24 protein-coding genes and 1 pseudogene are annotated in these 21,210 nt (G+C 65.4%); 15 read left to right on the plus strand and 10 right to left on the minus strand.

The window, feature by feature from the left end; translation table 11 throughout:
• The first annotated feature begins 404 nt into the window (after positions 1–404).
• The gene (locus MPARV_RS22795; protein ID WP_238538860.1) at positions 405–836 is read left to right on the plus strand and encodes a helix-turn-helix domain-containing protein; all 432 of its coding nucleotides are present in this window, start codon (positions 405–407) and stop codon (positions 834–836) included.
• Positions 837–956: 120 nt separating this feature from the next.
• On the opposite strand, the gene MPARV_RS0112690 is transcribed toward MPARV_RS22795, so the two are convergent.
• Positions 957–1,259, minus strand: coding sequence for a hypothetical protein (locus MPARV_RS0112690; RefSeq protein ID WP_157789602.1), 303 nt, complete (start codon positions 1,257–1,259; stop codon positions 957–959).
• 18 nt (positions 1,260–1,277) lie between these two features.
• Here MPARV_RS0112690 and MPARV_RS26090 point away from each other — a divergent pair.
• Both MPARV_RS26090 and MPARV_RS24805 read left to right on the plus strand, forming a co-directional pair.
• Positions 1,278–1,753, plus strand: a pseudogene (locus MPARV_RS26090) (transposase); the annotation flags it as partial.
• Positions 1,754–1,958: 205 nt separating this feature from the next.
• Entirely contained in the window at positions 1,959–3,104 is a 1,146-nt protein-coding gene (locus MPARV_RS24805; RefSeq protein WP_157789604.1) for a hypothetical protein, read from the plus strand.
• 652 nt (positions 3,105–3,756) lie between these two features.
• On the opposite strand, the gene MPARV_RS0112695 is transcribed toward MPARV_RS24805, so the two are convergent.
• The 3 genes from MPARV_RS0112695 to MPARV_RS0112705 form a co-directional block, all read right to left on the minus strand.
• Positions 3,757–4,791, minus strand: coding sequence for a PGN_0703 family putative restriction endonuclease (locus MPARV_RS0112695; protein ID WP_157789605.1), 1,035 nt, complete (start codon positions 4,789–4,791; stop codon positions 3,757–3,759).
• A gap of 65 nt (positions 4,792–4,856) precedes the next feature.
• A complete protein-coding gene (locus MPARV_RS0112700; protein ID WP_020378520.1) occupies positions 4,857–5,225 on the minus strand; it encodes a type II toxin-antitoxin system VapC family toxin in 369 nt (122 codons plus the stop codon).
• Positions 5,222–5,461: a type II toxin-antitoxin system Phd/YefM family antitoxin gene (locus MPARV_RS0112705; RefSeq protein ID WP_020378521.1), complete on the minus strand. Its 240-nt coding sequence runs from the start codon at positions 5,459–5,461 to the stop codon at positions 5,222–5,224. The genes MPARV_RS0112700 and MPARV_RS0112705 overlap by 4 nt, the downstream gene beginning before the upstream one ends.
• Positions 5,462–5,564: 103 nt before the next feature.
• Here MPARV_RS0112705 and MPARV_RS0112710 point away from each other — a divergent pair, with 103 nt between their 5' ends.
• Entirely contained in the window at positions 5,565–5,792 is a 228-nt protein-coding gene (locus MPARV_RS0112710; protein WP_020378522.1) for a ribbon-helix-helix domain-containing protein, read from the plus strand.
• Positions 5,789–6,166: a PIN domain-containing protein gene (locus MPARV_RS0112715; protein ID WP_012228195.1), complete on the plus strand. Its 378-nt coding sequence runs from the start codon at positions 5,789–5,791 to the stop codon at positions 6,164–6,166. The genes MPARV_RS0112710 and MPARV_RS0112715 overlap by 4 nt, the downstream gene beginning before the upstream one ends.
• Positions 6,167–6,195: 29 nt before the next feature.
• Here the strand turns inward: MPARV_RS0112715 and MPARV_RS0112720 are convergent, their stop codons facing one another.
• Positions 6,196–6,570, minus strand: a complete 375-nt coding sequence (locus MPARV_RS0112720) for a UTRA domain-containing protein (protein ID WP_020378523.1) — start codon at positions 6,568–6,570, stop codon at positions 6,196–6,198.
• Between the two features lie 21 nt (positions 6,571–6,591).
• On the opposite strand from MPARV_RS0112720, the gene MPARV_RS21325 reads away from it, so the two are divergent.
• On the plus strand, positions 6,592–6,936 hold the full coding sequence (locus tag MPARV_RS21325; RefSeq protein WP_012228199.1) for a TSUP family transporter: 345 nt from the start codon (positions 6,592–6,594) through the stop codon (positions 6,934–6,936).
• 44 nt (positions 6,937–6,980) lie between these two features.
• Here MPARV_RS21325 and MPARV_RS0112725 read toward each other — a convergent pair whose 3' ends face one another.
• Entirely contained in the window at positions 6,981–8,390 is a 1,410-nt protein-coding gene (locus MPARV_RS0112725; protein ID WP_157789606.1) for a wax ester/triacylglycerol synthase family O-acyltransferase, read from the minus strand.
• 106 nt (positions 8,391–8,496) lie between these two features.
• On the opposite strand from MPARV_RS0112725, the gene MPARV_RS0112730 reads away from it, so the two are divergent.
• The 6 genes from MPARV_RS0112730 (at position 8,497) to MPARV_RS22800 (ending at position 15,915) form a co-directional block, all read left to right on the plus strand.
• Positions 8,497–10,089: an acyl-CoA synthetase gene (locus MPARV_RS0112730; RefSeq protein ID WP_020378525.1), complete on the plus strand. Its 1,593-nt coding sequence runs from the start codon at positions 8,497–8,499 to the stop codon at positions 10,087–10,089.
• Positions 10,089–11,510: a WS/DGAT/MGAT family O-acyltransferase gene (locus tag MPARV_RS0112735; protein WP_031278519.1), complete on the plus strand. Its 1,422-nt coding sequence runs from the start codon at positions 10,089–10,091 to the stop codon at positions 11,508–11,510. The genes MPARV_RS0112730 and MPARV_RS0112735 overlap by 1 nt, the downstream gene beginning before the upstream one ends.
• The gene (locus MPARV_RS0112740; protein ID WP_012228211.1) at positions 11,503–12,810 is read left to right on the plus strand and encodes an alpha/beta hydrolase family protein; all 1,308 of its coding nucleotides are present in this window, start codon (positions 11,503–11,505) and stop codon (positions 12,808–12,810) included. Before MPARV_RS0112735 ends, MPARV_RS0112740 begins: the two co-directional genes overlap by 8 nt.
• 24 nt (positions 12,811–12,834) lie before the next feature.
• Positions 12,835–14,031, plus strand: a complete 1,197-nt coding sequence (locus MPARV_RS0112745) for a serine hydrolase domain-containing protein (protein ID WP_020378527.1) — start codon at positions 12,835–12,837, stop codon at positions 14,029–14,031.
• 253 nt (positions 14,032–14,284) lie between these two features.
• Entirely contained in the window at positions 14,285–14,419 is a 135-nt protein-coding gene (locus MPARV_RS25825) for a hypothetical protein (RefSeq protein ID WP_020378529.1), read from the plus strand.
• Positions 14,420–14,487: 68 nt separating this feature from the next.
• Positions 14,488–15,915 carry a hypothetical protein gene (locus MPARV_RS22800; protein ID WP_157789607.1) on the plus strand — a complete coding sequence of 476 codons (1,428 nt, stop codon included), beginning with the start codon at positions 14,488–14,490 and terminating at the stop codon, positions 15,913–15,915.
• 108 nt (positions 15,916–16,023) lie between these two features.
• On the opposite strand, the gene MPARV_RS24810 is transcribed toward MPARV_RS22800, so the two are convergent.
• On the minus strand, positions 16,024–16,239 hold the full coding sequence (locus tag MPARV_RS24810; protein ID WP_157789608.1) for a hypothetical protein: 216 nt from the start codon (positions 16,237–16,239) through the stop codon (positions 16,024–16,026).
• A 3-nt stretch (positions 16,240–16,242) separates the two neighbouring features.
• On the opposite strand from MPARV_RS24810, the gene MPARV_RS0112780 reads away from it, so the two are divergent.
• The 3 genes from MPARV_RS0112780 to MPARV_RS0112790 all read left to right on the plus strand — a co-directional run bounded on the left by MPARV_RS0112780 (position 16,243) and on the right by MPARV_RS0112790 (position 18,293).
• On the plus strand, positions 16,243–16,497 hold the full coding sequence (locus MPARV_RS0112780; RefSeq protein ID WP_020378531.1) for a hypothetical protein: 255 nt from the start codon (positions 16,243–16,245) through the stop codon (positions 16,495–16,497).
• 545 nt (positions 16,498–17,042) lie between these two features.
• Complete coding sequence (locus MPARV_RS0112785) at positions 17,043–17,447, plus strand: helix-turn-helix domain-containing protein (protein WP_012229955.1); 405 nt, start codon at positions 17,043–17,045, stop codon at positions 17,445–17,447.
• 42 nt (positions 17,448–17,489) lie between these two features.
• On the plus strand, positions 17,490–18,293 hold the full coding sequence (locus tag MPARV_RS0112790; RefSeq protein WP_020378532.1) for a DDE-type integrase/transposase/recombinase: 804 nt from the start codon (positions 17,490–17,492) through the stop codon (positions 18,291–18,293).
• On the opposite strand, the gene MPARV_RS22805 is transcribed toward MPARV_RS0112790, so the two are convergent.
• The 3 genes from MPARV_RS22805 to MPARV_RS0112805 form a co-directional block, all read right to left on the minus strand.
• Positions 18,282–18,470, minus strand: coding sequence for a helix-turn-helix domain-containing protein (locus tag MPARV_RS22805; protein ID WP_238538868.1), 189 nt, complete (start codon positions 18,468–18,470; stop codon positions 18,282–18,284). The two genes, MPARV_RS0112790 and MPARV_RS22805, sit on opposite strands and share 12 nt — an antisense overlap.
• Positions 18,471–18,981: 511 nt before the next feature.
• Positions 18,982–20,199, minus strand: a complete 1,218-nt coding sequence (locus MPARV_RS0112800; RefSeq protein ID WP_012231293.1) for an IS4 family transposase — start codon at positions 20,197–20,199, stop codon at positions 18,982–18,984.
• A gap of 163 nt (positions 20,200–20,362) precedes the next feature.
• A complete protein-coding gene (locus MPARV_RS0112805) occupies positions 20,363–21,148 on the minus strand; it encodes a hypothetical protein (protein ID WP_157789609.1) in 786 nt (261 codons plus the stop codon).
• Positions 21,149–21,210 lie beyond the last annotated feature (62 nt).

The following is a 21,210-nucleotide window of genomic DNA, read 5'->3' on the forward strand; positions in this document are numbered from 1 at the left end:
GCGCCATGCCTGATGAGCATGGGGGCCAGGGTTTGAGACACGTTGCGTGAGGACGGGGTCGTCCTCACCATCATGTCCACCCTGAGCGAAGGGGCAATCAGGACGAACCGACCGTTCTGGCGGTGAACGCCAATCGGAGGTCAGGCTTCAACACGAACTCGCCCTCCCCGCCGGCCGTCTCGACGGCCACACTCAAGGAATGCTCTTCTTTGCTGTTCGTGCTCGATCCCGAAGCCGCCGCCACCCGCGTCGCGGATGGCGTCCAGCCCTGCCCAGCGTCGGACTGCTCGGGATTCTTCCAACCCTGGGGCTCCGCACGAACCCGACCGGTGCGGCTTCTCGGTGGTGGCACCGACTCGGTGACCCCACGACGCGCACGCTGCCGTCAATGCGATCGCACCCACGTGTTCATCCCAGTCCGGGCGTTCCCGAGACGCACCGACAGCATCGAGACCGTCTGGGCGGCCCTCGCCGCCGCCGCTCAGGGGCTGGGACACCGGAAGGTAGCCGAACAGGTCGGGGTGCCCGCCACAACGGTCAGAGGCTGGCTGCGTCGAGCACGGGCCAATAGCGACATCATCGCGAATCGAGCCAGAATCTTCCGGTCCGACCTGGAGCGCTACAAGCCCGATCATCTTCCAAAGTTCGACACGCCGCTGGCGTGCATGGTCCACACGGTCGCCGGTGCAGCATGCGCGTGGAAGCGGCGCTTCGGAACAGCCCCACCGGTGCCCGGCTTGACCGGCACCCTTCAGCAGATCGGGTCGTTCATCACCGGCGGCTGGCTGCTGATCGCGAACGTGCCCCTCTCAAAGCAGTGGTGGAGACCCGGCTGACACCCATCCCGGTCTGCTTCGTCGCGCCCGAGAACCCGCCAACGACAGTTCCGATGAGGACGCACACCCCAAATCCATCCTCACCATGAGTGTCCAGCCCATCCTCATCCAAGCTGGCGGTCAACAATCAGTGCGAGCAAGCAGATCGGCCAAGACGACCCCTGTCTTGTTGACGCGGTTCTTCGCAACGTGCCAAGGATTCTTGGCGAGACCGGTGGCAGCGAGCATCGGACCAACAGCGCTGAGTTTGGCCGCGCCTGACTTTGTGGCAGACATGGCCGCCTTCTTGAGCGCCGCCGGACCGGCGACCTTTGCGGCGCCGTACCCAGCCAGCGCTCCCACGTCTTTGAGTTCCCTCGCACCCCAATGCACCCGATACACCGGAGAGTCTGATTCCGGGTCCCACGAACCGGGGAAGGACACCTTGACAGCACCACCGGCGCCACCAAAGCAGCACTCAAGACCCTCGCCCGACGGGTCCGAAGCCTCGACGACGAAATCTCCGATCTCGACTCAGACCTCGGCTACCTCGTCGAAGCAACCGCTCCAACCCTGGTGAACCTCTTCGGCGTCGGGACAGACGTCGCCGTGCAACTCCTCGTCACCGCAGGCGACAACCCCGAACGACTCAAGAGCTCAGCAGCGTTCGCCCACCTCTGCGGTGTCGCCCCCGTCCCGGCATCCTCAGGACGGACTACACGCCATCGCCTCAATCGGGGAGATGTTGAGCGCCACGCCAACGCGGCACTCTACCGAATCACCCTCTGCCGGCTAGACACGACGACACCACCCGCGCCTACCGGGCCCGACGTGCAACCGAACAGAAATCCACCCAAGACATCATCCGCTGCCTCAAGCGCTACATCGTCCGCGAGGTCTACCAAGCCATCCGAGCAGACTTCAACATCAGCCCTTGACCTTCATAGGAGCATCCCCTGGAACTCGCCCTCCGTCCACGCCCGGCCATACGCAGTGGTTCCTGCGTGAGGCAATGAACTCGCGACGCGGCGTTTTGCGTTGAGACAATGTCGTCCACTGATGCCCACGAGCCTCTATGATAGCTGTAAGGACCGACGAAGCCTGTCTTGGGCTTCGCCCAGACGCTTCCGAAATGAAGTCGCTATGCCGGACAATGACCGAAATGAAGTCGTCATGCCGGACCATGAATCGTCCCGTCGGGGTGGTGACAACGCCACCAAACCCTCGACCGGGCAGACCATGTTCTCTTGCGACAGGCCCAACGGTCCGATTGCGAAGGCGCGAGTGTTAGCAAGAGCGGTCATGACCAGCCTCGGGCTGAGGCAGACTAAACCGAGCCTGGTGGATTTCCGTTCGATCGCTCGGATGTTCACCCCGGCCGGTGCCTTGTTTACTGGCTTGGTGGTGCAGCTCTATTCTTCCAAAAGTACGCGCTCGGGCGTCGCAACGTTGTGGTACATTCTCATGGCGGCGACAGGCGTCGTTCTATTTTGGATCTTCGCATTAGGACTATGGACCTCAATTCGGCAGCTAGTCCACACCCACCCGCTGGCGCCACTATTCACAAAGCCCTGGGTGTGGCTATCTTGCTGCCTACTCGGAGCGTTCCTGACTATCTCGTCGTTTCAGGTCTTCGCTGACGAACGAGTTCAAATACCACCGGCCAGTCCCAACGAACACACTTTCGATGTGGACGGCTTGGCGTTGCGGAATCTCCAGACCTTAAAGCGGGGTGATGAGATGCGTATTGCAGCAACAGCGATCAATAGTTCCGACCAACCAGTGAGCGTTGATTCAATCCAGTGTGGAGCTGGTGTCACTGTTGATTCACCGTGCTTCCAAGACTCATCGGCTGCCTACTCAATCGAAAGGAACATTGAGGTCTACGAAAAAGGTGGCGTGAGCGCTGACGTACTGATAGAAGAGGGCTTTTCGAAGGGCTACAACGTGGCTGCGGCGGGTTCACTCTCTGAGAACTGCGGCATTTGGGAAATGTCTTTACAGTTTCCGGCGGATACCAGGCTTCAACCAAACTCCGCTTCTGCTGTAGCAATCGATCTGCCAGACCGATTCCAAATCACCCGTGCTAATGGTCAGGCACTGGACAGCTACCAGGGTGGAAGTCAGTTTGGGGAGGAGGTACGCCTCAAATGGAACAACCCGGAGGCTGGGCTGGCCGTGTCCATCCGTCTATCCACCTCGGGTTCAGATACATACTCGTGTGTATCTAAAGTTGTGCGTTCACCCGATAGCGCTGACTCGCGCGGGAGTTCCGATTGCCCGTCATGAGTTGGCGTCTGGGGGTGGTCGACTATAGAACATGGTGATTACACATCTTCTGGGATCTCACCGTCGGCCCCGGACACTGGGGGTCGGAGTTCAATGTCCCTATGCTCACCGTGCCCGGTCCGGAGGGATTTCGTACAAGTGGATCCCAACAATGCTTGGTGAGATGCAGTGGGTCCGACCCTCCTGTGGTCGGATTCCCGACAGTCGTCGATGCTTCGGTGAGTACAGGGAGTTCCGGCGGACTGTCAGGACGATGAAGCGGTGCGAGGCTGAGCAAGGAAGCCGCTTGCCATTCAAACTCTTCGTGGCCATGCCACAGGAAGTGGCTCATGGCATCGAGATGCCGGCCCCAGACGGTTTCGATCAGCGACAAGCGGACGTCCGTGGGCGGCCGCCCCGCGCCCATCCATTTGGTCAAAGCTCGAGCAGGAGACTGCCAGCCAAGCTCATAGATCATGAGATCAATGCACGGAGCCCACCAACCCAGGGTGCGGTCGAAGTCGTTGGGCGGGGCGGCAGGTATCGCCAAGGTGCGAGTGGGGTCGCTGAGCGCCCGCCACACCATCGGCACCAAGACCGACCACGCATCGGCACTTTCAAGGTGCCCACTACCTGACCGGGGCCACTCGACGAAACTCCACCGTCGTTGCCCTCAGCAGCGGCTGTCGACCGACGCAACCGCGGAGCCTCCTTGGGCACGATCGAGCGGGCTGGTGTCGAGGTAGCGCCCGTTGAAGAGCGCCGCAAACGACGCGATCGAGCTGCTACTGAGCGACTCGATCACCGATTCCCAGGTGCGAGACAGAATCCGCTCGGGCTTGGCCATTTGCGCGGTCAGCGCATCGGCCGACTTCCACAGGCTGGCGTCCTGGTCAAGCCCGATGATTGCCAATCGAGCCTCATCGACAATCAAGCGTTCGCTCACCGCTGCGAGCATGGCGTTGCGCCAGAGCTGATTGGTCTTGCTGGCCACCAGAGCCGTTTCGGCGCTTGGCCGGAACCAGCCGCAGTCGTTGGTGACCTGGACGTACCGATCCTTGAGGTACTTCCGCTGCGACAGCGGCTCGGTGTACTTCGTTTCGATCCCAATGAGCCCGGTCGTTCCGGTCGATGAGCGGTACAGGATGGTTGCATCGAACGCAGTGCGATCGTTCAGGAGCTCAGCTGACGGCCGGTTGGGTGTCCACTCAGCGAACACCTCGATGACCTCGGCGCAGTCGACTCCGAACAACTGCGACACGATGCGGGCACGGTCCTCGGCCTGACGGAGCGCGGCGACAAAGCTGAACGCCATCGGCATCGACGACAACATGTTGTGACGAAGCCGGTGTTCTTCAAGGGTGCCGGATTCCGCCTGAACCTCGGGCAACCGATGGTCGACATAGTCAAGGATCGACCGGTCGTCGAAGAAGTTCAACGCCCGGTCGCTGGCCACCGCATCAGGTGCCAGCAAGCTGCCAACCGGACGTGTGGTCTTGCCGTGCGTGTATCCGTAGTCGGCGCCAAGAACGTGTTCCCGGTACCAGCTCTGGAGCAGCCGGTAGGTGCGACGCAGTGGCGGATCCGACGCCACCGCCAACTTTGGGTCATCCCAGTTCAGCCGCGCCTCAACCGCGGCGGGTGCGCCGCAAAAGCCACAGAAACGCGAGCCCGACTCAACCGTTGCCTTGCATCGTGCGCAATCCATGCGACCTCCCTTGCCGAGTCTTGCAGTCGCCATGACCCAAGACGCCCACGGGAGGCCGTCATCGCTCACGCCGCGACGAGTTGTACCTCGTAGGCGTCGAACTGGTGGTCGCGGGTGACAACGGTCATCGACTCAACCTGTGCCTGAGCGATGATCATGCGATCGAACGGGTCGCGGTGATGGAGCGGCAGCTCCTTCACCGCCTCGGCGTGGGCCCACCTGATGGCGAGCTCATCGAACCCCAGCGACGCATCCAGCGCACCTTCGGGAACGTCCAGCTTGCCGAGCGACGCCTTGATGGCGGCCTCCCACACCGACGCCGAACTCAGCCACACCTCGTTGACGGGATCGGCAACGAGGTCGGCGGCCTTCTTGGAGAGTGGCTCTCCGGCAAGCCACCACAGCCACACGTGCGTGTCGACCAGCAACCTCACGAGTCCCCGATGCCTTCGAACGACTCGATGATCTCGCTCGACGTGTCATCGAAATCGTCCGCTATTCGGATCTGGCCCTTCAGCGCGCCGGGACGCCGAGGCTGGCGCTCATCGACGTAGGGCACCAGACGAGCCACGGGTCGGCCATTGCGCCCGAGAACGATTCGCTCCCCCTGCTCAACTCGTTCGAGCAGGCGAGAGAGGTGCGTCTTGGCCTCATGTACGTTCACAACCACTCAGTTAGTCTAGTCCGACTAAGTCGCATGGGAAAGGGCCGCTGGCCGCTCACTCATGCGGCAACGGGGAGCGCACGTAGCACGCGCGTAGTACACCTCTGGCATGGCTACGACCACCGTCCGTCTCGACGAGGCCGACGAGCGGATCCTGGATCGGCTCGCGTTGGAATACAACGGACGTTCGGGCGCCATTCGGCACGCACTGCGGGAGCTCGCAGTCGAGCAAGACCGTCAGGAAGCCCTTCGCTCGTTCTTGGCTGACTGGGAGGCGAAGGATGGTCCGGTGGATGAGGCGGCCGTCGAGGCGATGAGCGAGCGATACAACCTGTGATTCTGGACGCTGGATTCCTGATCTCGGTCGACCGGGGGGACGAAGCGGCGAGGAGCTTTCTGGAGGCGGCGAAGCGTGCAGGCAGGGCGCTCCACACCACCCATCCAGTTGTCGCTCAGGTCTGGAGAAACGGCGCCCGGCAAGCTCGGCTCGCACGCCTTCTTTCGAGTGCGGTCACCACCCACGCACTCGACAACGGTGTCGCTGTTGGACTCATTCTCGAGGCGTCAGGAACGAACGACGTGGTGGCCGCGCACCTCGTCATCACAGCCCTGCGGCTCGGACACGACGTGCTGACTGGCGACGTCTCCGATATTGGGCATCTGGCGAAGGTCGTCGGACCTACCGCCCCAACTGTTCACGCCTGGCCGTAGCCGGCTACATCTTTCGCAGAGATCACGCCTTACCCGGGATCGAGCACCTCGGCCTCCATGGCGCCAGACGTGCCCTGATCCCGGGAGTCCCAACGGGCGACGAAGGCGAAGCTGTCGCCGCGCACGATGCTGTGACGCCATTCGATGGGGTGGGCGGCGTCGGGCCCGTAGGTCACCCGCTCGATCGCAAACACCGGCTGCTTGGCCCGTATCCCCAGCGCCTTGCGTTGGTCCGGCGTGGGGAGTTCGGGATGGATGCGCTCCCAGCCGGAACACGGCTGCACGCCGACGCGCTCGGCCAACTCGGCATAGAGGGCGGTGCGGCTGAAGTCGCCCAGGCCATAGTCGGAGAGCCTCCGTACTGCGTCGCGGACGGTGTGGCGGCTGACCTCGTAGGCGGCCATCGGCTCGCCGTCACCCGGGAAGTGGCCATCGGGGGGAGCTGCCTGGGCACGGCCGCCAACCAGGCCGTGGACCTCATCGTCCCGGCGTTGGTGCTCACCATGGCCTTTACGATGCCCGACGCGGTGGGCATGTCGCTGGTGGTCATCGCCATCAATTCGGCGATGGCACTCGGGCTTCGTGCCGGATCGCTCGACATCCTCTGGGCCGACGCCCTGCCGTTCCTGACGTTTGCGATCATCGGCAAGGTCTTGGGCAAACGCATCGCCGACCGGGTACCCGCCGCCAAGTTGACCACCGACCTCGTGGTTCTGCTCATCGTTCTTGCGGCCTACGGGGCCACCAGCTCCATCGTTCAGCTCGTCTAGATGAGCCAACTGGCGACCGGTGAGCACCAACGCAAACTCATCGCTCAGCCGAGTCGCTGCCGGAGATCGTGCAACTCCGCTTCGAACTGCGTCGTCAGTGCCCAGGGGTCGGGCAGGCTCGCGGGACATCCCAGCACCGAGACACCCAACTTGTCGCAGAAACTCCAGGCGGTGATGTTCAACCCAATACCCTCCAGGATGGGTCCGACCGAGTACAGCGCGCTGATGACCCCACCCTCGCTCTCGGGGGCCTCCCGAGGTCCGGCCACGTTGGAGGCCACCAGGTTGATCGGAGGTCGGACCCGATCGGCCAGCTTGCTGCGGGCCCACAGTCGCAGACCCAGTGGATAGAGGTGCAGCGGAGTGAGTGCGGCCCGCCGCTCCAGCATCTCGTGACCCATCGCCGCCCGGATTCCGCGAGCCTTCGAGGAGGCAGCGTGTACCGCCCGCAGCCGGGCGACCGGATCGGCCAGGTCGGTGCGCAGCGGCACGTACATGTTGTCGAAGTGGTTGCCGCTCAGCCTCGTTGGATCGATCCTCGTTCCCACCGGAACCCCAGCCATCAACGACTTGTCGGGTAGCGCACCAAGCCCCAGGAGGTAGCGGCGCACCGCGCCGCCGCACAACACGAGGTACACCACGTTCAGTGTGGTGTTACACGAACGCTTGATGTCCAGAAGGTCGCCGATGGGCAGGTCCACCATGGCGAAGGTGCGCTGCGCGCTCAGCGACACGTTCAGCGGCGTGCGGGGGCAATCAAACGGCATGGCGATCGCCCCGTCGGACTCGCGGGCGGCCCGCTGTGCCGCTCGCATGCCGGTGTACATCTCCCGTCCCAGGGTCGGTAGGTGTCGCACCTGCCGGGCCCGCGACCTGGCGGCGAAACCGAACAGTTCCCGCCGGGAGGGTTCGGGCTCGGGGTCTGCCGGGACAACGATCGCGTCCGACTGGTCGGTGAGGAACGCATTCAGCAGCATGGCGACCGCTGCTCCGCCATCGGCCACGGCGTGATGCAGCTTGACGATCACGGCGATGCGGTCGTCCGCCAGGCCGTCCACCACGGTCATGTGCCACAGCGGGCGGTCTGGGTCGAGGGGGATCGCCGCCACGTCGGCCACGGCGTCCGCCAGCTCGCGATTGCCGCCGGGGGCTGGGGCGACCCGCCAGTCGATGTGTGCCGAGACGTCGAGGTTGGCGTCCTCAACCCACACCGGGAGACTCAACCGGTGCGGGATGGCCACCCGGCGTCGGCGCAGCGCCGGCATGCGGTCCAGCCGCTTCTCCAGCGCGTCGATGAACATGTCGAGCGACACCGTGATGGGGCTGCCCGCCACGTTCATCACCACGATCTTCAGCGTGTGCATGTGCGCGGTGGGAGTCTCCGAGTACAGGAACCGTGTGTCGAGCCCGCTGATCTCCTCCACCAGGTCGCCCCCCTTTCGACGTGTGAGCATCAGTGCCGAGTCCGAGACGGCTTCCCTCGCCATCCGTCGGCTTCACCCATATTGGTATAGTCGAGCGACGGTCACCATGGTGGCCAAACCTCAAGGAGGCCCCGGCGTGGAGTTCAACTTGGCCGATCTCTTCGAGAGCGTGGTGGCCACGGTGCCCGAGGCCGACGCCCTGGTCGCAGGCGACCGGCGACTTACCTACCGAGCGCTCGACGACCGGGCAAACCGCCTGGCCAATCACCTCGCCGCAGCGGGCGTCGGCCGTGACGACTTCGTCGGCCTGCACCTGTCCAACGGCACCGAGTACATCGAGGCGATGCTCGCCTGTTTCAAGCTGCGGGCGGTGCCGGTCAACATCAATTGGCGTTATGTCAGCGCCGAGTTGCGGTACCTCTACGAGGACGCCGGGCTGGTGGGCCTCATCGTGCACCGACGCTTCGGCGAGGCGGCGGGTGGGGCGCTCGACGCCATCGCCGATGCCCGGGTGGTGCTCGACGTCGACGACGGAACCGACGCCCCACCCATCGGCGAGGACTACGAGGCCGCCCTGGCATCCTCGAGCGTTGAGCCGTCCTTCGGCCCACGCTCGGCCGACGATCTCTACTGCGTCTACACGGGTGGCACGACGGGCATGCCAAAGGGTGTGCTGTGGCGCCATGAGGACATCTTCTTTGCCGCCATGGGAGGCGGCGACCCGATGCAGTTCGGCAACGTCATCGCCGAGCCCGGCGAACTCGCCGATCGGGTGCTCAGCCCGGGTCTTGTCGAGCTGCCGGTGCCGCCGCTGATGCACGCCAGTGCCCAGTGGCTCGCCTTCCACACGTTCTTTGGTGGCGGCAAACTGGTGTTGTCGCCGGGTGGAACGTTCGATCCCGCCGCCATTTGGCGCCTGGTGGCGGACGAGGGCGTGAACATCCTGGTCATCGTCGGAGACGCCATGGCCCGGCCCCTTCTGGATCATTTGGATGAGTTTGGTGGCGACGACGAGTTGTCCTCGTTGATGGCGCTCGGATCGGGCGGAGCGATCCTGTCTCCATCCACCAAGTCACGTCTCAGGGGGCGGTTCAAGGATCTGGTGATCGTCGATGCCTTTGGTGCATCCGAGACCGGCCAGCTTGGGGGAAAGCCTCCCGAGGCCGACCCATTCGGCGCCCCGAGGCTGACGGCCAACGAGCACACGACGGTCTTCGACGATGAGTTTCGTCCGGTGCAACCGGGGTCCGGCGTCATCGGGCTCCTCGCCCGTGGAGGGCGGGTCCCCCTTCGCTACCACGGCGACCCCGCCAAGACGGCGGCCACGTTCGTGGAGGTCGACGGCGTGCGCTGGTCGCTGCCAGGCGACGAGGCCACCATCGCCTCCGACGGCACCATCGAACTGCTGGGCCGCTCCGCCCAGTGCATCAACACCGGCGGTGAGAAGGTCTATGCGGAGGAGGTCGAGACTGTCCTCTTGGGGCATCCCGACATCGAGGACGTGGTCGTGGTCGGCGTGCCCGACGATCGGTGGGGTCACCGGGTGGTCGCCGTCGCCTCCGCACGTGCCGGCCGCAGCGTGAGTCTCGACGACCTGCGCCGGCACGGCCAAGCCGACCTCGCCTCCTACAAGCTGCCCCGAGATCTGGTGGTGGTCGACGAGATCGTTCGACAACCCAGCGGAAAGCCCGACTACCGGTGGGCGGTCGGCGTCGCCGAGGAGAACTGATGGAACGAATCACCGGTGCCGACGCCCTGTTTCTTGAGGCGGAGACCCCGACGATGATGATGCACGTGGTCGGGGTGCTGGTGCTCGACACGACGGGCGTCGACGGGTGGACGATCGACCGGGTGACCAACGTGATGGAGGAACGCATCCATCTCATCGAGCCGTTCCGACGCCGCATGCTCCCGGTGCCGGCCGCGCTGGATCACCCCCGCTGGATCGAGGATCCCGACTTCGACCTCGACCGCCATGTGGCTCACCACACCCTCGAGAGCCCCGGCGACATGAGGGCGCTCGCCGCCTTTGCCGGTGAGGTGGCAAGCCAACCGTTGCCCCGGGACCGTCCCCTGTGGGAGATGTGGTTGGTCGACGGCCTCGCCGATGGCACGGTGGCGCTGGTCTCGAAGGTCCACCACGCCTTGATGGATGGGGCAGCCGGCGGGGAACTGATGGCCTCGCTGTTCGACCTGTCGCCGGAGGGCGATGCCGTTGCTCCACCCGAGCACGAGTGGAGCCCGAAGCCGTCACCCAGCTCCGGCGACCTGGTCGCCGACGCGCTGGGTGCGGCCCTGGCCAGGACCCGGCGTCTGCCCTCCACGCTGGTGCGCTCGGCTGGGGCGGTGACCGGGGCGGCCCGCTCGGCGATCTCGCGGCAGGTTGCCGGTGGCACACCGCTCTTCGCGCCGTCCACCCCGTTCAACGGTCGGCTCACCGAGCGAAGGGCCATGTCGCTCACCCAGTGTCGCCTGGACGATCTCCGCCGCACCCGCACAGCCTTTGGCACCAAGGTGAACGACGTGGTGCTTGCCGCGGCGACCGCCTCGCTTCGCCGCTACCTGGTCGACCGGGATGCGCTTCCGTCCGGGCCGCTGGTGGCCTCGGTCCCCATGTCGGTTCGCACCGAGTCCGACGATGGCAGGTTGGGGAACCGAACGGCCAACCTCATGGTGCCATTGCCGGTGCATCTGACCGATCCGGTCGAGGTACTCCAGACGATCCGCGCCTACACCGCAGAGGCAAAGGCCACGCCGAAAGCGGTTGGTCCCGATCTGTTTGCCGACTGGGTGGACCTCACGTCCTCTGCGCTCATCCATGGTACGGCGCAGGCCTACTCGAGCCTGGGGATCAGCGGTATCCACCCGTCGCCGTTCAACCTGGTGATCTCGAACGTCCCCGGACCACCGATCCCGCTGTATTTGGGGGGCGCCACGGTGACGGCCACCTATCCGATGGGTCCGCTGATCACCAACAACGGCCTCAACATCACGGTGCTCAGCCAATCCGACGAGCTCAACGTCGGGGTGATCGCCTGCCCCGACCTGGTCGACGACGTCGAGGCGGTCGGCGTGGGATTTGTGGAAGCGATTCAGGAACTGGCCGGGCTGGCCGACCAGGTCAACACCGAGGAGAACGACGATGGGTAACGCCCTACTCGATACCCCAGGCGCAGCCTGGCGGGCCGCCGGCCGCCACTACCGCAATGTGGAGCGGGAACTGGCCCGCCACGCGCCCACACGGGCACTGGTCGCGGCGCCTCGCACCGCCAAGGTGGTCGGCGAGACGCTGGTGCGCAAGATCGGGGCCGACGAACCCGGGTTGCCGGTTCCCCGCATCTCACCGGCCTTCGCCGCCCAGGTGGCCATCGACGAGGCGATCCTGGCCATCGCCATGGGTCCCAACGCCTTCCCGACCCGCGCGGATTACCACCGGGTCGGCCGCGAACTCACCGACGCCGGTGAGTTGTTCGCCACGAGGGGCTGGCTCGACGATCCCGCCTCCTATCACCGTCTCCCTCCCGATCTGACCGAACCTGCGTTCAAAAAGGGTTGGGCGCTCGGCCAGTCCTACGAGCGGCTGTTGTTCCCGAGCGGCTGGTCACCGCGGACGGAGGAGCCGGGCGCCGAGCGCTGGGCCGGCTACGAGGCCAACCGCACGGCGTCGGCCGTCGTCCTCCGCCACCCCGGCGCCCCCCGGCCATGGGTCGTCGCCGTACACGGCTTCGCCTGCGGTTCTGCGTTCATGGACTTCATCGGGCTGCACGCGATGCGCATGCACCGTGAGCTCGGGGTCAACGTGGCGCTGCCCGTCATGCCGCTGCACGGTGCCCGCAAGATCTCTCGGATCAGCGGTGAGTCGTTCCTGTCGTTCGACTTAATGAATACCGTACATGGCCTCTCTCAGGGCGTGTGGGACGTTCGCCGGCTCCTCTCCTGGGTACGACAACAGGACGCGCCGGCGATCGGTCTCTACGGCGTGTCATTGGGCGCCTACATGGTGTCGCTGTTGGCCGGGCTCGATCCCAACCTGGACGCGGTCGTTGCGGGCATCCCGGTGGTCGACTTCCCCGAACTCATCCAGAGCCACAGCCCCACCAATATCCGGTTGCGGGCGATCGAGCACCGAATCCTGGGAGGTAACGCCGAGGCCGTGCACCGGGTGGTGTCCCCGCTGTCGTTCGCCCCGCTGGTCCCCCACGAACGGCGCTTCATTTACGGTGGTCTGGGCGACCGTCTCGCCCGACCCACCCAGGCCCACCGGCTCTGGGCGCACTGGGACGAGCCCGAAATCTATTGGTACGGCGGTAACCACGTGGGCTACCTCTGGTCCGGGGGTGTGCCCGAGTTCGTGATGACCTCGATGCGCTCAGCGGGGATCGTCGGGGAGGAGGCCGACGGTGATGCCCAGGCCGAACCAGAACCCCTCGCACAGGTCGCCGACCTCTAACGGTCGCGACTACCGAAGGATCTCATGGGCCATCGCCACATCGACTGCACCACCGGTCTCTTGGCCGCCGAGGCGAGCGAGGCCGGGGTGCCGGCGTCGTTGGTTGACGAACTGATCGAGCGGGCCCATCGAGAGATTAGGTCGGGCCTGTTGCCCTCCTGTCAGCTGGCGCTGGCCCACAACGGCCGGCTGGTCGCGTACCGAACGCTCGGTGCGGCCCAGCCCGACGACCGCTTCGTGGTGTTCAGCTGCACCAAAATTCTGATGGCTGGTGCGTTGTGGTTGGCCATCGGCGAGGGCCTGGTGTCGAGGGACACCCGTGTCGCCCAGGTCGTGCCCGAGTTCGCCACCAACGGGAAGGAGGTCGTCACCGTCGAGCAACTGTTGACTCACACGGCCGGGTTTCCCTCCGCTCCGTTCTCCCCCGACGACTGGGAGGACCGCGCCAGGCGCTTGGAACGCTTCTCAAGCTGGAGGCTCAACTGGAAGCCGGGCAGCCGCTTCGAGTACCACTCGGCGGCGGCCCACTGGGTACTTGCCGAGATTCTCGAACGAGTCACCGGCACCGACTACCGCCGGTTCATCCACGAACGGCTGACCGAGCCCCTCGGGCTCAGTCGGCTGCGGCTCGGCGTACCCGAGGAGTCCCAGAGCGACATCCAGGGCCTGGTGGCCGTCGGTGAACCTCCGACCTCCGAACAGATCGAATCGGCCACGGGTATCGCCGGGCTCGACCTGACCGAACTGGGAAACGTCGCCGAGGAGCACCTGCTGGAGTTCAACGGCGTGGCCCGTCGAAGGGTCGGCGTCCCCGGCGGTGGAGCGGTCGGCACGGCGGCCGAGTTGGCGATGTTCCTGCAGGCCGTCATGGCGAACCCCGGTCGGATGTGGGACCCCGGCGTGCTTGCAGCGGGAACCCGTGAGGTCCTGTGCACCTTCACCGACCCAATGGTGGGTGTGACGGCCAACCGAACGCTGGGCCTGTTGCTCGCCGGCGATGATGGCTGCTCGGCCCTACGAGGGTTCGGCCGCACGGTGTCGGCGGCGGCGTTTGGGCACATGGGAGCGGGAGGTCAGGTCGCCTGGGCCGACCCGGCCTCTGGACTGTCGTTCGTCTACCTCACCAACGGACTCGATCGTGATCCCATCCGCATGGGCCGCCGGGGCTCCTCCCTGAGCAACCGGGCCGGCGCCGTCACGCTCGAGGCCGGCACGCGGTAGCCCGACCCGAGTTCCCAGAATGTTGGTGGGCCAGATCGATGCTGGTCGCTGACGAGATTGAGTCGGGTGGGGTCGGTCACGGTCATCTCAGCCTCGGGCACGGTGATCAGGCCATCACGCTCACCTGGTGCTCACCTCCAGCAAGGTCGACTCCCACCCCCACCAGATCGAGGCCGTCTACGGCGACACACCTGTGGTGCTCCATCGACCCGGACAAGGGCGGCGGTGAAGAGTCGACGGTGCGTTTCCCAGCGTGTCCAAGGGCTCGATGACCTCCAAGACCGCCAGAGTTCGCGAGCTACTCGATGCCGACGGGAACCGGAGGTACATCTACGACCTGGCCGGCGACGCCCTGGCGGCGTTCGCCGAACTCAACGACTGGAGTTGATCCCCAACGGGTCGCCCCTCGGTCCAGCGCCCTCGCACCAAACGGACGCCGGCTGACAGAATCGGTCCATGCCGAGACGCCAAAAAGATGAACCCCAACAGAGTGGGCCGGGCACTCCCCCCGGCGACGGCGACGGTCTCCAACCGGCCGGACCATTCGCACGAAACTCGCCGCTTGCGGCCATGCCGGACTCGGACGATGGCTCCCCCGAGGCGGCCGCCATCAACCTGTTCGCGACGTTCGCGTCACAGCTCAGCCCTCTGCGAGACGACCATCCTGCCGATGTCGAGTTCTTGGCCTGTGAGTTGGTCGGCCTGGTGAATCTGATCGCCGACGATGATCCCATGCCTGGCGGAGAAACCGGGCTGCGGCCGAGCGAGTTGCTGGGCGAGGGCCCGCCGGGAGCCGCCGACGAGATGTTGACTACCGTCGCCTTCGCACTGACCGAGAGTCAACGGCTCGCTCCCGACGCGCGGTATGTCGACTGCATCCGCCCCTGCCTGCCGTTCTGCACCGAGGAGGCTCGGCCGGAGCTGGAAGTGCGGGTGGCGCAGTTGGAGGCCAAGGTCGGCCGGCCCGACTGGGCCGACGCTGTGTGGAACGCCACTGCGTCGGGTGGGTGGCACAGCTACGACGACCTGGGGGATCTGTCGTGCGTGGGCGTCGAGCTGCACTGGCCCGGCGGGTGGCCCGACCAGGTGCTCTTCGGCAGCATCGCCGTTGAGGATGGGCCGTTCGCAGTGGAGTTCATCGTTACCCCCATGGATGAGTACCGGAGTTGGTTCACGCCCGGCACCCCATGGCCCGCCGACCCGGACGAGCCGGCCTGTCGGACCGACGTGATCCGCCACATCGAGCCCATGCCGGTCGAGGAGGTCGTCGGGCGTCTCCTCGAGGCCATGGCCATGACCGAGGTGTTGGAGGACCGCCCGATCGCCGACGACTACTTCGTGTACGCCCCGCTTGCCCAACAGACGCTGGCGGGCCTGCCGTCGATCGAGCCGCCGGAACCGACCCCGGCGAACGATGAGGTGCAGGAGGCAATGATCCGCGACTTCCTCAACGCCGACGGGGTCGCCGCCGCCATCGGGTTCGAAGGCGATCCCGGCTTTGCCCACGATGTCGGCGAGTTCTGCGAGCTGTTCATCCACTACAGCGAGCGCTTTGCCGGCGGCGATCGATACCGCTGGTCGCCCATGGTGGTCGAGGGGTTCTTGCTCCGCTTTGGCGACGTGGCGACAGAGAACCTCGAGGCCGACGAGTTCCTCAACCCGGTGCTCAGCGAGTGGGTCAAGTTCTGTCATCGCCACAAGGGGTGGCCCGCGTCGGTGACGGCCGAATGCCTGGCCACGATTGACGCACACGACCACGATTACGACGACCACGATCACCCTTCGCCCGGCGACCTCGACTTGGTTCCCCCGCCACGCCGGGACGGGCTGGAACGTATGGCGGTCGAAATTGGTACCGACCCGAGCGATCCCGACTCGATGTAGGTGCTGGCCGACACGTTCGGCCGTGTCTCCGCCGACGAGGTCTCCGGCACCACCTCCTGGCCAGGTGGACTCGACATCAAGCCTTGGACGGGATGCAGTGTCGGTGTATCAGGTCACCCGGGTGGCCTCTAGGGCCGCACGACGGAGAAACTCGCTGAGCGACTCACTCCGGGACTTTGCCGCCCGGACAACCGCCTCGTAGTCGGCTGCAGACAAGCGGACTTGGGCGACCCGGGACGCTCCCTCCCCCAATGGTGGCCGTCCTCCGCGTCGCCTTGGCTCGCCGGTAAAGGCGGGAGGATTGACCACGACGTCGTCTGCCATGGCATGGAAGCTGACGTCGTCGCCTCGTCAGCACCCCCGCCGAAGCAGCACTTCTGGCCGCGAGCGTTCAATCGGGGCCACGACATCAGAGACAGCGTCGTCCCAGTCCCGCCGCGTCCGGCCGATCTGCCTGCGTTGCTGCTTGTTCAGGCCAGCTGGAGGTACGAGCAGCTCGAAAGCGGTGATGGTGCGCAGGCGCCACTTGCCATGCCCAAGATCGTCGGTGTGGGCTGCGAGCACCTCGACCTTCAGGCGTAGCTTGTCTCCGAGTTCGGACTGGTGCGGCAGGTAGCTGTCGACGTGGATGCCTTCGATGTCACCTCGCCACTTCCGTCACGCAGAGACCAGTCATCGAATGCAAACCAGTCTCGCCACAGTGCTCTTCGGAACTCACTCGACTGCCGGCCTGGCTGGGCGAACAGGTGTTGAGCGCCAGGTGGCCTGAGGATGGGGGCCTGGGTTTGGGACAGTTTGGGTGAGGATGGGGTGGTCCTCAGTGGAGTTGTCGTTGGTGTGGGGGGTGGTTGAGGCTGGCCGGGTCCTGGACGCGCAAGGGCCCCCTCGTCAATCTCTTGGCCGAGCAAAACGAGAGGGCCCTTCACAATCGGTGCGGAGCACCAACGTTGTTGACTGTAGGGAACGATCGTGTTGCCGTCGAGGCGGCTCTGTGTTCGGGCGGGTTGGTGTGTCCCGGGTGCAGGGGGGTGTTGGGCCCGTGGGGGTCGGCGCGGCCCCGCCCGATCCGTGTCAATGGCGGGCAGGTGACCGTTGAACCGCGCCGGGCTCAATGCCGAGGATGCCTGGTGACACACGTGTTGTTGCCGGCGATGTGTTTGTTGCGTCGCCGTGATGGGGTCGAGCAAATCGGCTCGGCGTTGTTGGCGTTCGGTGATGGTGGGGGTCACCGGTCGATCGCTGACCGGTTGGGGGTTCCTGCGTCGACGGTGCGGGGCTGGTTGCGCCGCTTCAATGCGAAAGCCGCGTTTCTGGCTGGGCAGTTTGTGGCGGTGGCCCGCCGGTTGGACCCGTCGTTGGGCCATATCCGGGGGAGGGGTTCCCCGGCCCGCAAAGTGTTGGAAGCCGTTGGTGTGGCCGCTGCTGCGGCGGTCCGTCGGTTCGGTCCCGGCAACCGTTGGTTCTTCGTCTCGGCTGTTTCCGGCGGGAGGCTGTTGAGCAACACGAACTCCCCCTTTCAGGCGAACAGCTGACCGGCAAACCTGGGCCCACACCAACGAAAGGGCCCTCCCCACATGGAAGACAACCACCGCCGCGACATTGCGTTGTTTCGTTACTCGCTGATCAGAGAGGCTGCTGACCCCGAGCTGTCCCCAACCGAACGCGGGGCGCTGGTCCGCCGTCTGGCGGCCCGTGAACACGTCGGCCCGACAGGCCAGCGGGTGACCGTTGGGCGTTCGACGTTGGATCGTTGGATCCGCCTGTGGCTCGCGGGCGGCTATGACGCTCTGGTGCCCACAGAACGGGCCCGGGCACCTCAGATCCCACCGGTCGTGATCGAAACAGCTGAACGGCTACGCCGTGAGCAACCAGCGCGGACCGCCGCCCACATCGTCGAGCTGCTTGCCGTCGAGGAGATGGTGGTGTCAGCACGCACGTTGCAACGCCATTTCGTTCGGGTCGGGCTGCACCGCAAAGCCCCGACACGTCGGGCGTTCGGCCGGTTCGAAGCTTCAACGATCAACGAGATCTGGACCGGTGACGCGATGCACGGCCGGTTCCTTGTCGCCGGGGCTCACAAGCCGGTCCTGTTCGCGTTTATCGATGACCACTCGAGGCTGATCGTCGGCTGGAAATGGACGTTGGCCGAGGACACCCTTCGGGCCGGGAACGCGCTCCGCGAGGGGCTCACCCGAAGGGGTGTCCCGACGGGCTGTTATCTCGATAACGGGTCGCCGTTTGTGTCTGCCCAGTTCGGTCGGGCTCTCGCCAAGATGGGGATCCGATTGTGGCACTCCAAACCCGGTGAACCCGCCGGGAGATTGGCGAGAGCCCGACCGAACTGGGCAGACACAAACGGCGACCCGTTATCGAGATAACAGNAACTGCCCAGCCAGAAACGCGGCTTTCGCATTGAAGCGGCGCAACCAGCCCCGCACCGTCGACGCAGGAACCCCCAACCGGTCAGCGATCGACCGGTGACCCCCACCATCACCGAACGCCAACAACGCCGAGCCGATTTGCTCGACCCCATCACGGCGACGCAACAAACACATCGCCGGCAACAACACGTGTGTCACCAGGCATCCTCGGCATTGAGCCCGGCGCGGTTCAACGGTCACCTGCCCGCCATTGACACGGATCGGGCGGGGCCGCGCCGACCCCCACGGGCCCAACACCCCCCTGCACCCGGGACACACCAACCCGCCCGAACACAGAGCCGCCTCGACGGCAACACGATCGTTCCCTACAGTCAACAACGTTGGTGCTCCGCACCGATTGTGAAGGGCCCTCTCGTTTTGCTCGGCCAAGAGATTGACGAGGGGGCCCTTGCGCGTCCAGGACCCGGCCAGCCTCAACCACCCCCCACACCAACGACAACTCCACTGAGGACCACCCCATCCTCACCCAAACTGTCCCAAACCCAGGCCCCCATCCTCAGGCCACCTGGCGCTCAACACGTGCCAGCTGACGTATTTGCGTTTGACGACCCGTGGGTTGGTGCGGAGCCGTCGGGGCGGGTTGAGCCGGTGGGCGAGCCTGCGGATTGCTTGGGTCCAGCGGCTTTCAGTGTGCTGAGGGGGGAAAGTCGCCCGGTTGAGCGATGGTGGCACGAGCGATGTTGATGGCAGCAACGAAAGAGACCCGGTCCGGGTCTCGGCCGGCGTGGTGGGCGGCTTCACACATCAACGTTCTGATGGCGTAGTGGCAACACAGGTGCCCCCAGATCTCTTGGTGGACCATGTCCGGCGACCTCGACCGGAGGACCACCCTCGCTCCGCGCTGATGGGTTTTCAACTCGTCGAAAGCTGTTTCGATCTCCCATCGTTGGGTGTACGCCACAGCGAGTTCTTGGGCTCCGATGTCGCCCGGGTCCATCACGGTGGTGAACAGCCGGATCTCCGAGGGTTCTTGGCCGGTATGGTTGTCGACGGTGTAATCGATCAGCCGAACCCGGAACGCCTTGCCCCGGCTGATCCCAGGGGTTTTCGGTGGGCGGATCTCCACGACCCACGACCCGTCGCAGAGTTCCTCAACCGGGCGGGGTTTGATCGATTTCGAGACCCGCCACAACAGATCCGCACCGGTCGATGCGGCCTGTTGCCACAACGCAGCACTGTAGAAACCGCGATCTGCGAGCAGCATCATGTCCGGGGCCAGCCGGTCGATCAACGGCCCGGCCAGTTCGCGTTCACCAGCCGAGTACACACCGATCTCCGCGTCGAACATCGCGTGGGTGCCACACTCAGCGACCGCAACAACCCGGGCCTGGGGGAACGCGGACCGTTCGCCTTTGTTCACCCCCGGCCGCCCAAAGAACCCGTCGTTGGCCGGGCTGTCATCAAGATCGAACGTGGTCCCATCAATCGCGACCAAACGACGGCCAGCCAAAAACGACCCCGGCGTATCAACCGTTGCGAGCGGGCCGGTCACCTGACGGAACAACTGCTCCACCGGCGCGGACCCAAGACGTTGACGGGCCTGGGAGATCGCCGACTTCGTCGGCAACTTCCAGGCGTCCTCCCACCCCGAAGTCCACGACAACCCGTCGGTCAACAACGCCAACACATCCACATACGAGCCGTCCGCGTAGAGGGCCATGCCCATCGAGTAATAGGCCATCACCCACGCCGGTAACGCCCGGTGGCGTTGCTCCTTCGCACCCGCCTCCAAGATCACCCGATCAACAGCATCTGGCGGGAACGCCCTCATCAACACCCCCACCGACACCAAATCCGACAAACGACGATCCGACTCGGGCTTCAACTGTCCAGCACGTGGCATCCACCCAAACTACACCAATGTGACCCTAACTGGACGGTATTGGCTCTAACCCTCCGAGGACTCGGCTCCCGAAAACGCAGAAGGCGCACCGCCTCGTTAGGCCGAAGCCCAGCGTGGCGATGCGCCTGTGCTTACCCGACGTGTGTCGGGTGTGTTGCCAGAATCAGCTGTTGGTGCGGCGGCGCTTGGCGACGGCGATCACCAGCATCGCACCACCGGCGACCAGGGCGGTTGCCAGCAGCGACGGCAGGGTCGCACCAAAGCCGGTGCGGGCCAGCGGGCCGCTGGACACGCCGGGAGCGCCTGCGCCGGTGGAACCGCCGCCGGGGCTACCGACACCGCCGGTCGACCCGCTACCGGGCGCTCCGGGGCTGGAGGGCGAGCCGGCTGTGCCGGACGGTGCCGCACCGCCGGTCGGGGTACCGGTCGTGCCGCCGGTGTCGCCACCGGTGGTGCCGGGCGGGTTGGGCTGCGACTTGCCGCCGACCTCGGCGCCGGTCGCCGTACAGCCGGCGATGGCCTCCATGCCGTCGGCGTCAACGCCGTAGAAAAGGAAGCTGTGCTTGCCGGCCAGCGGGCTGGTCACCTCGACCGAACCGGAGGGGGCGGTGCCGGAGAACAGGCGGATCGACTGGCTGTACTGGTTGAGCACGAAGCTCTGATTGCCGTCAACCGGCGCAAGCACCTCGATGGTGAAGGGTACGTTCACCGTGTAGTCCGCAATGCTGCAGCTTCCCAGCTCGCTGGCGAGCGTCGCATCCTCGAGATCGTCGGGGATGCCGTTTCCATCCTTGTCCCGATTATCGGTCGGGGAGGTGGTGTAGCTGTCGCCACCGTCCTGGGCGCCGGCGGGACCGACGAACGTCATGCCGAGCAGCAGCCCAAACGCGGCAACCGCCACGCCGGCAACTCCGGCCCGCTTCGATCGTCCCATGCGGGGGTTTCTCATGTTTCCTCCAATAGTGGCAACGAGCGAGAGCATATCGGGTGTGCACCTTCGCTGTCACGAAT

Origin of the sequence: Candidatus Microthrix parvicella Bio17-1 (assembly GCF_000299415.1) — a bacterium.
GTDB classification, from domain to species: domain Bacteria; phylum Actinomycetota; class Acidimicrobiia; order Acidimicrobiales; family Microtrichaceae; genus Microthrix; species Microthrix parvicella.

What these genes read in the sequence shown, in the direction of transcription:
- MPARV_RS24805 (WP_157789604.1), top strand. Translation starts at nt 1,959, where the DNA reads ATGCCGGACAATGACCGAAATGAAGTCGTCATGCCGGACCATGAATCG.
- MPARV_RS0112695 (WP_157789605.1), bottom strand. Translation starts at nt 4,791, where the DNA reads ATGGATTGCGCACGATGCAAGGCAACGGTTGAGTCGGGCTCGCGTTTC.
- MPARV_RS0112710 (WP_020378522.1), top strand. Translation starts at nt 5,565, where the DNA reads ATGGCTACGACCACCGTCCGTCTCGACGAGGCCGACGAGCGGATCCTG.
- MPARV_RS0112720 (WP_020378523.1), bottom strand. Translation starts at nt 6,570, where the DNA reads ATGGCCGCCTACGAGGTCAGCCGCCACACCGTCCGCGACGCAGTACGG.
- MPARV_RS0112725 (WP_157789606.1), bottom strand. Translation starts at nt 8,390, where the DNA reads ATGCTCACACGTCGAAAGGGGGGCGACCTGGTGGAGGAGATCAGCGGG.
- MPARV_RS0112735 (WP_031278519.1), top strand. Translation starts at nt 10,089, where the DNA reads ATGGAACGAATCACCGGTGCCGACGCCCTGTTTCTTGAGGCGGAGACC.
- MPARV_RS0112740 (WP_012228211.1), top strand. Translation starts at nt 11,503, where the DNA reads ATGGGTAACGCCCTACTCGATACCCCAGGCGCAGCCTGGCGGGCCGCC.
- MPARV_RS0112745 (WP_020378527.1), top strand. Translation starts at nt 12,835, where the DNA reads ATGGGCCATCGCCACATCGACTGCACCACCGGTCTCTTGGCCGCCGAG.
- MPARV_RS22800 (WP_157789607.1), top strand. Translation starts at nt 14,488, where the DNA reads ATGCCGAGACGCCAAAAAGATGAACCCCAACAGAGTGGGCCGGGCACT.
- MPARV_RS24810 (WP_157789608.1), bottom strand. Translation starts at nt 16,239, where the DNA reads ATGGCAGACGACGTCGTGGTCAATCCTCCCGCCTTTACCGGCGAGCCA.
- MPARV_RS0112780 (WP_020378531.1), top strand. Translation starts at nt 16,243, where the DNA reads ATGGAAGCTGACGTCGTCGCCTCGTCAGCACCCCCGCCGAAGCAGCAC.
- MPARV_RS0112790 (WP_020378532.1), top strand. Translation starts at nt 17,490, where the DNA reads ATGGAAGACAACCACCGCCGCGACATTGCGTTGTTTCGTTACTCGCTG.
- MPARV_RS0112800 (WP_012231293.1), bottom strand. Translation starts at nt 20,199, where the DNA reads ATGCCACGTGCTGGACAGTTGAAGCCCGAGTCGGATCGTCGTTTGTCG.
- MPARV_RS0112805 (WP_157789609.1), bottom strand. Translation starts at nt 21,148, where the DNA reads ATGAGAAACCCCCGCATGGGACGATCGAAGCGGGCCGGAGTTGCCGGC.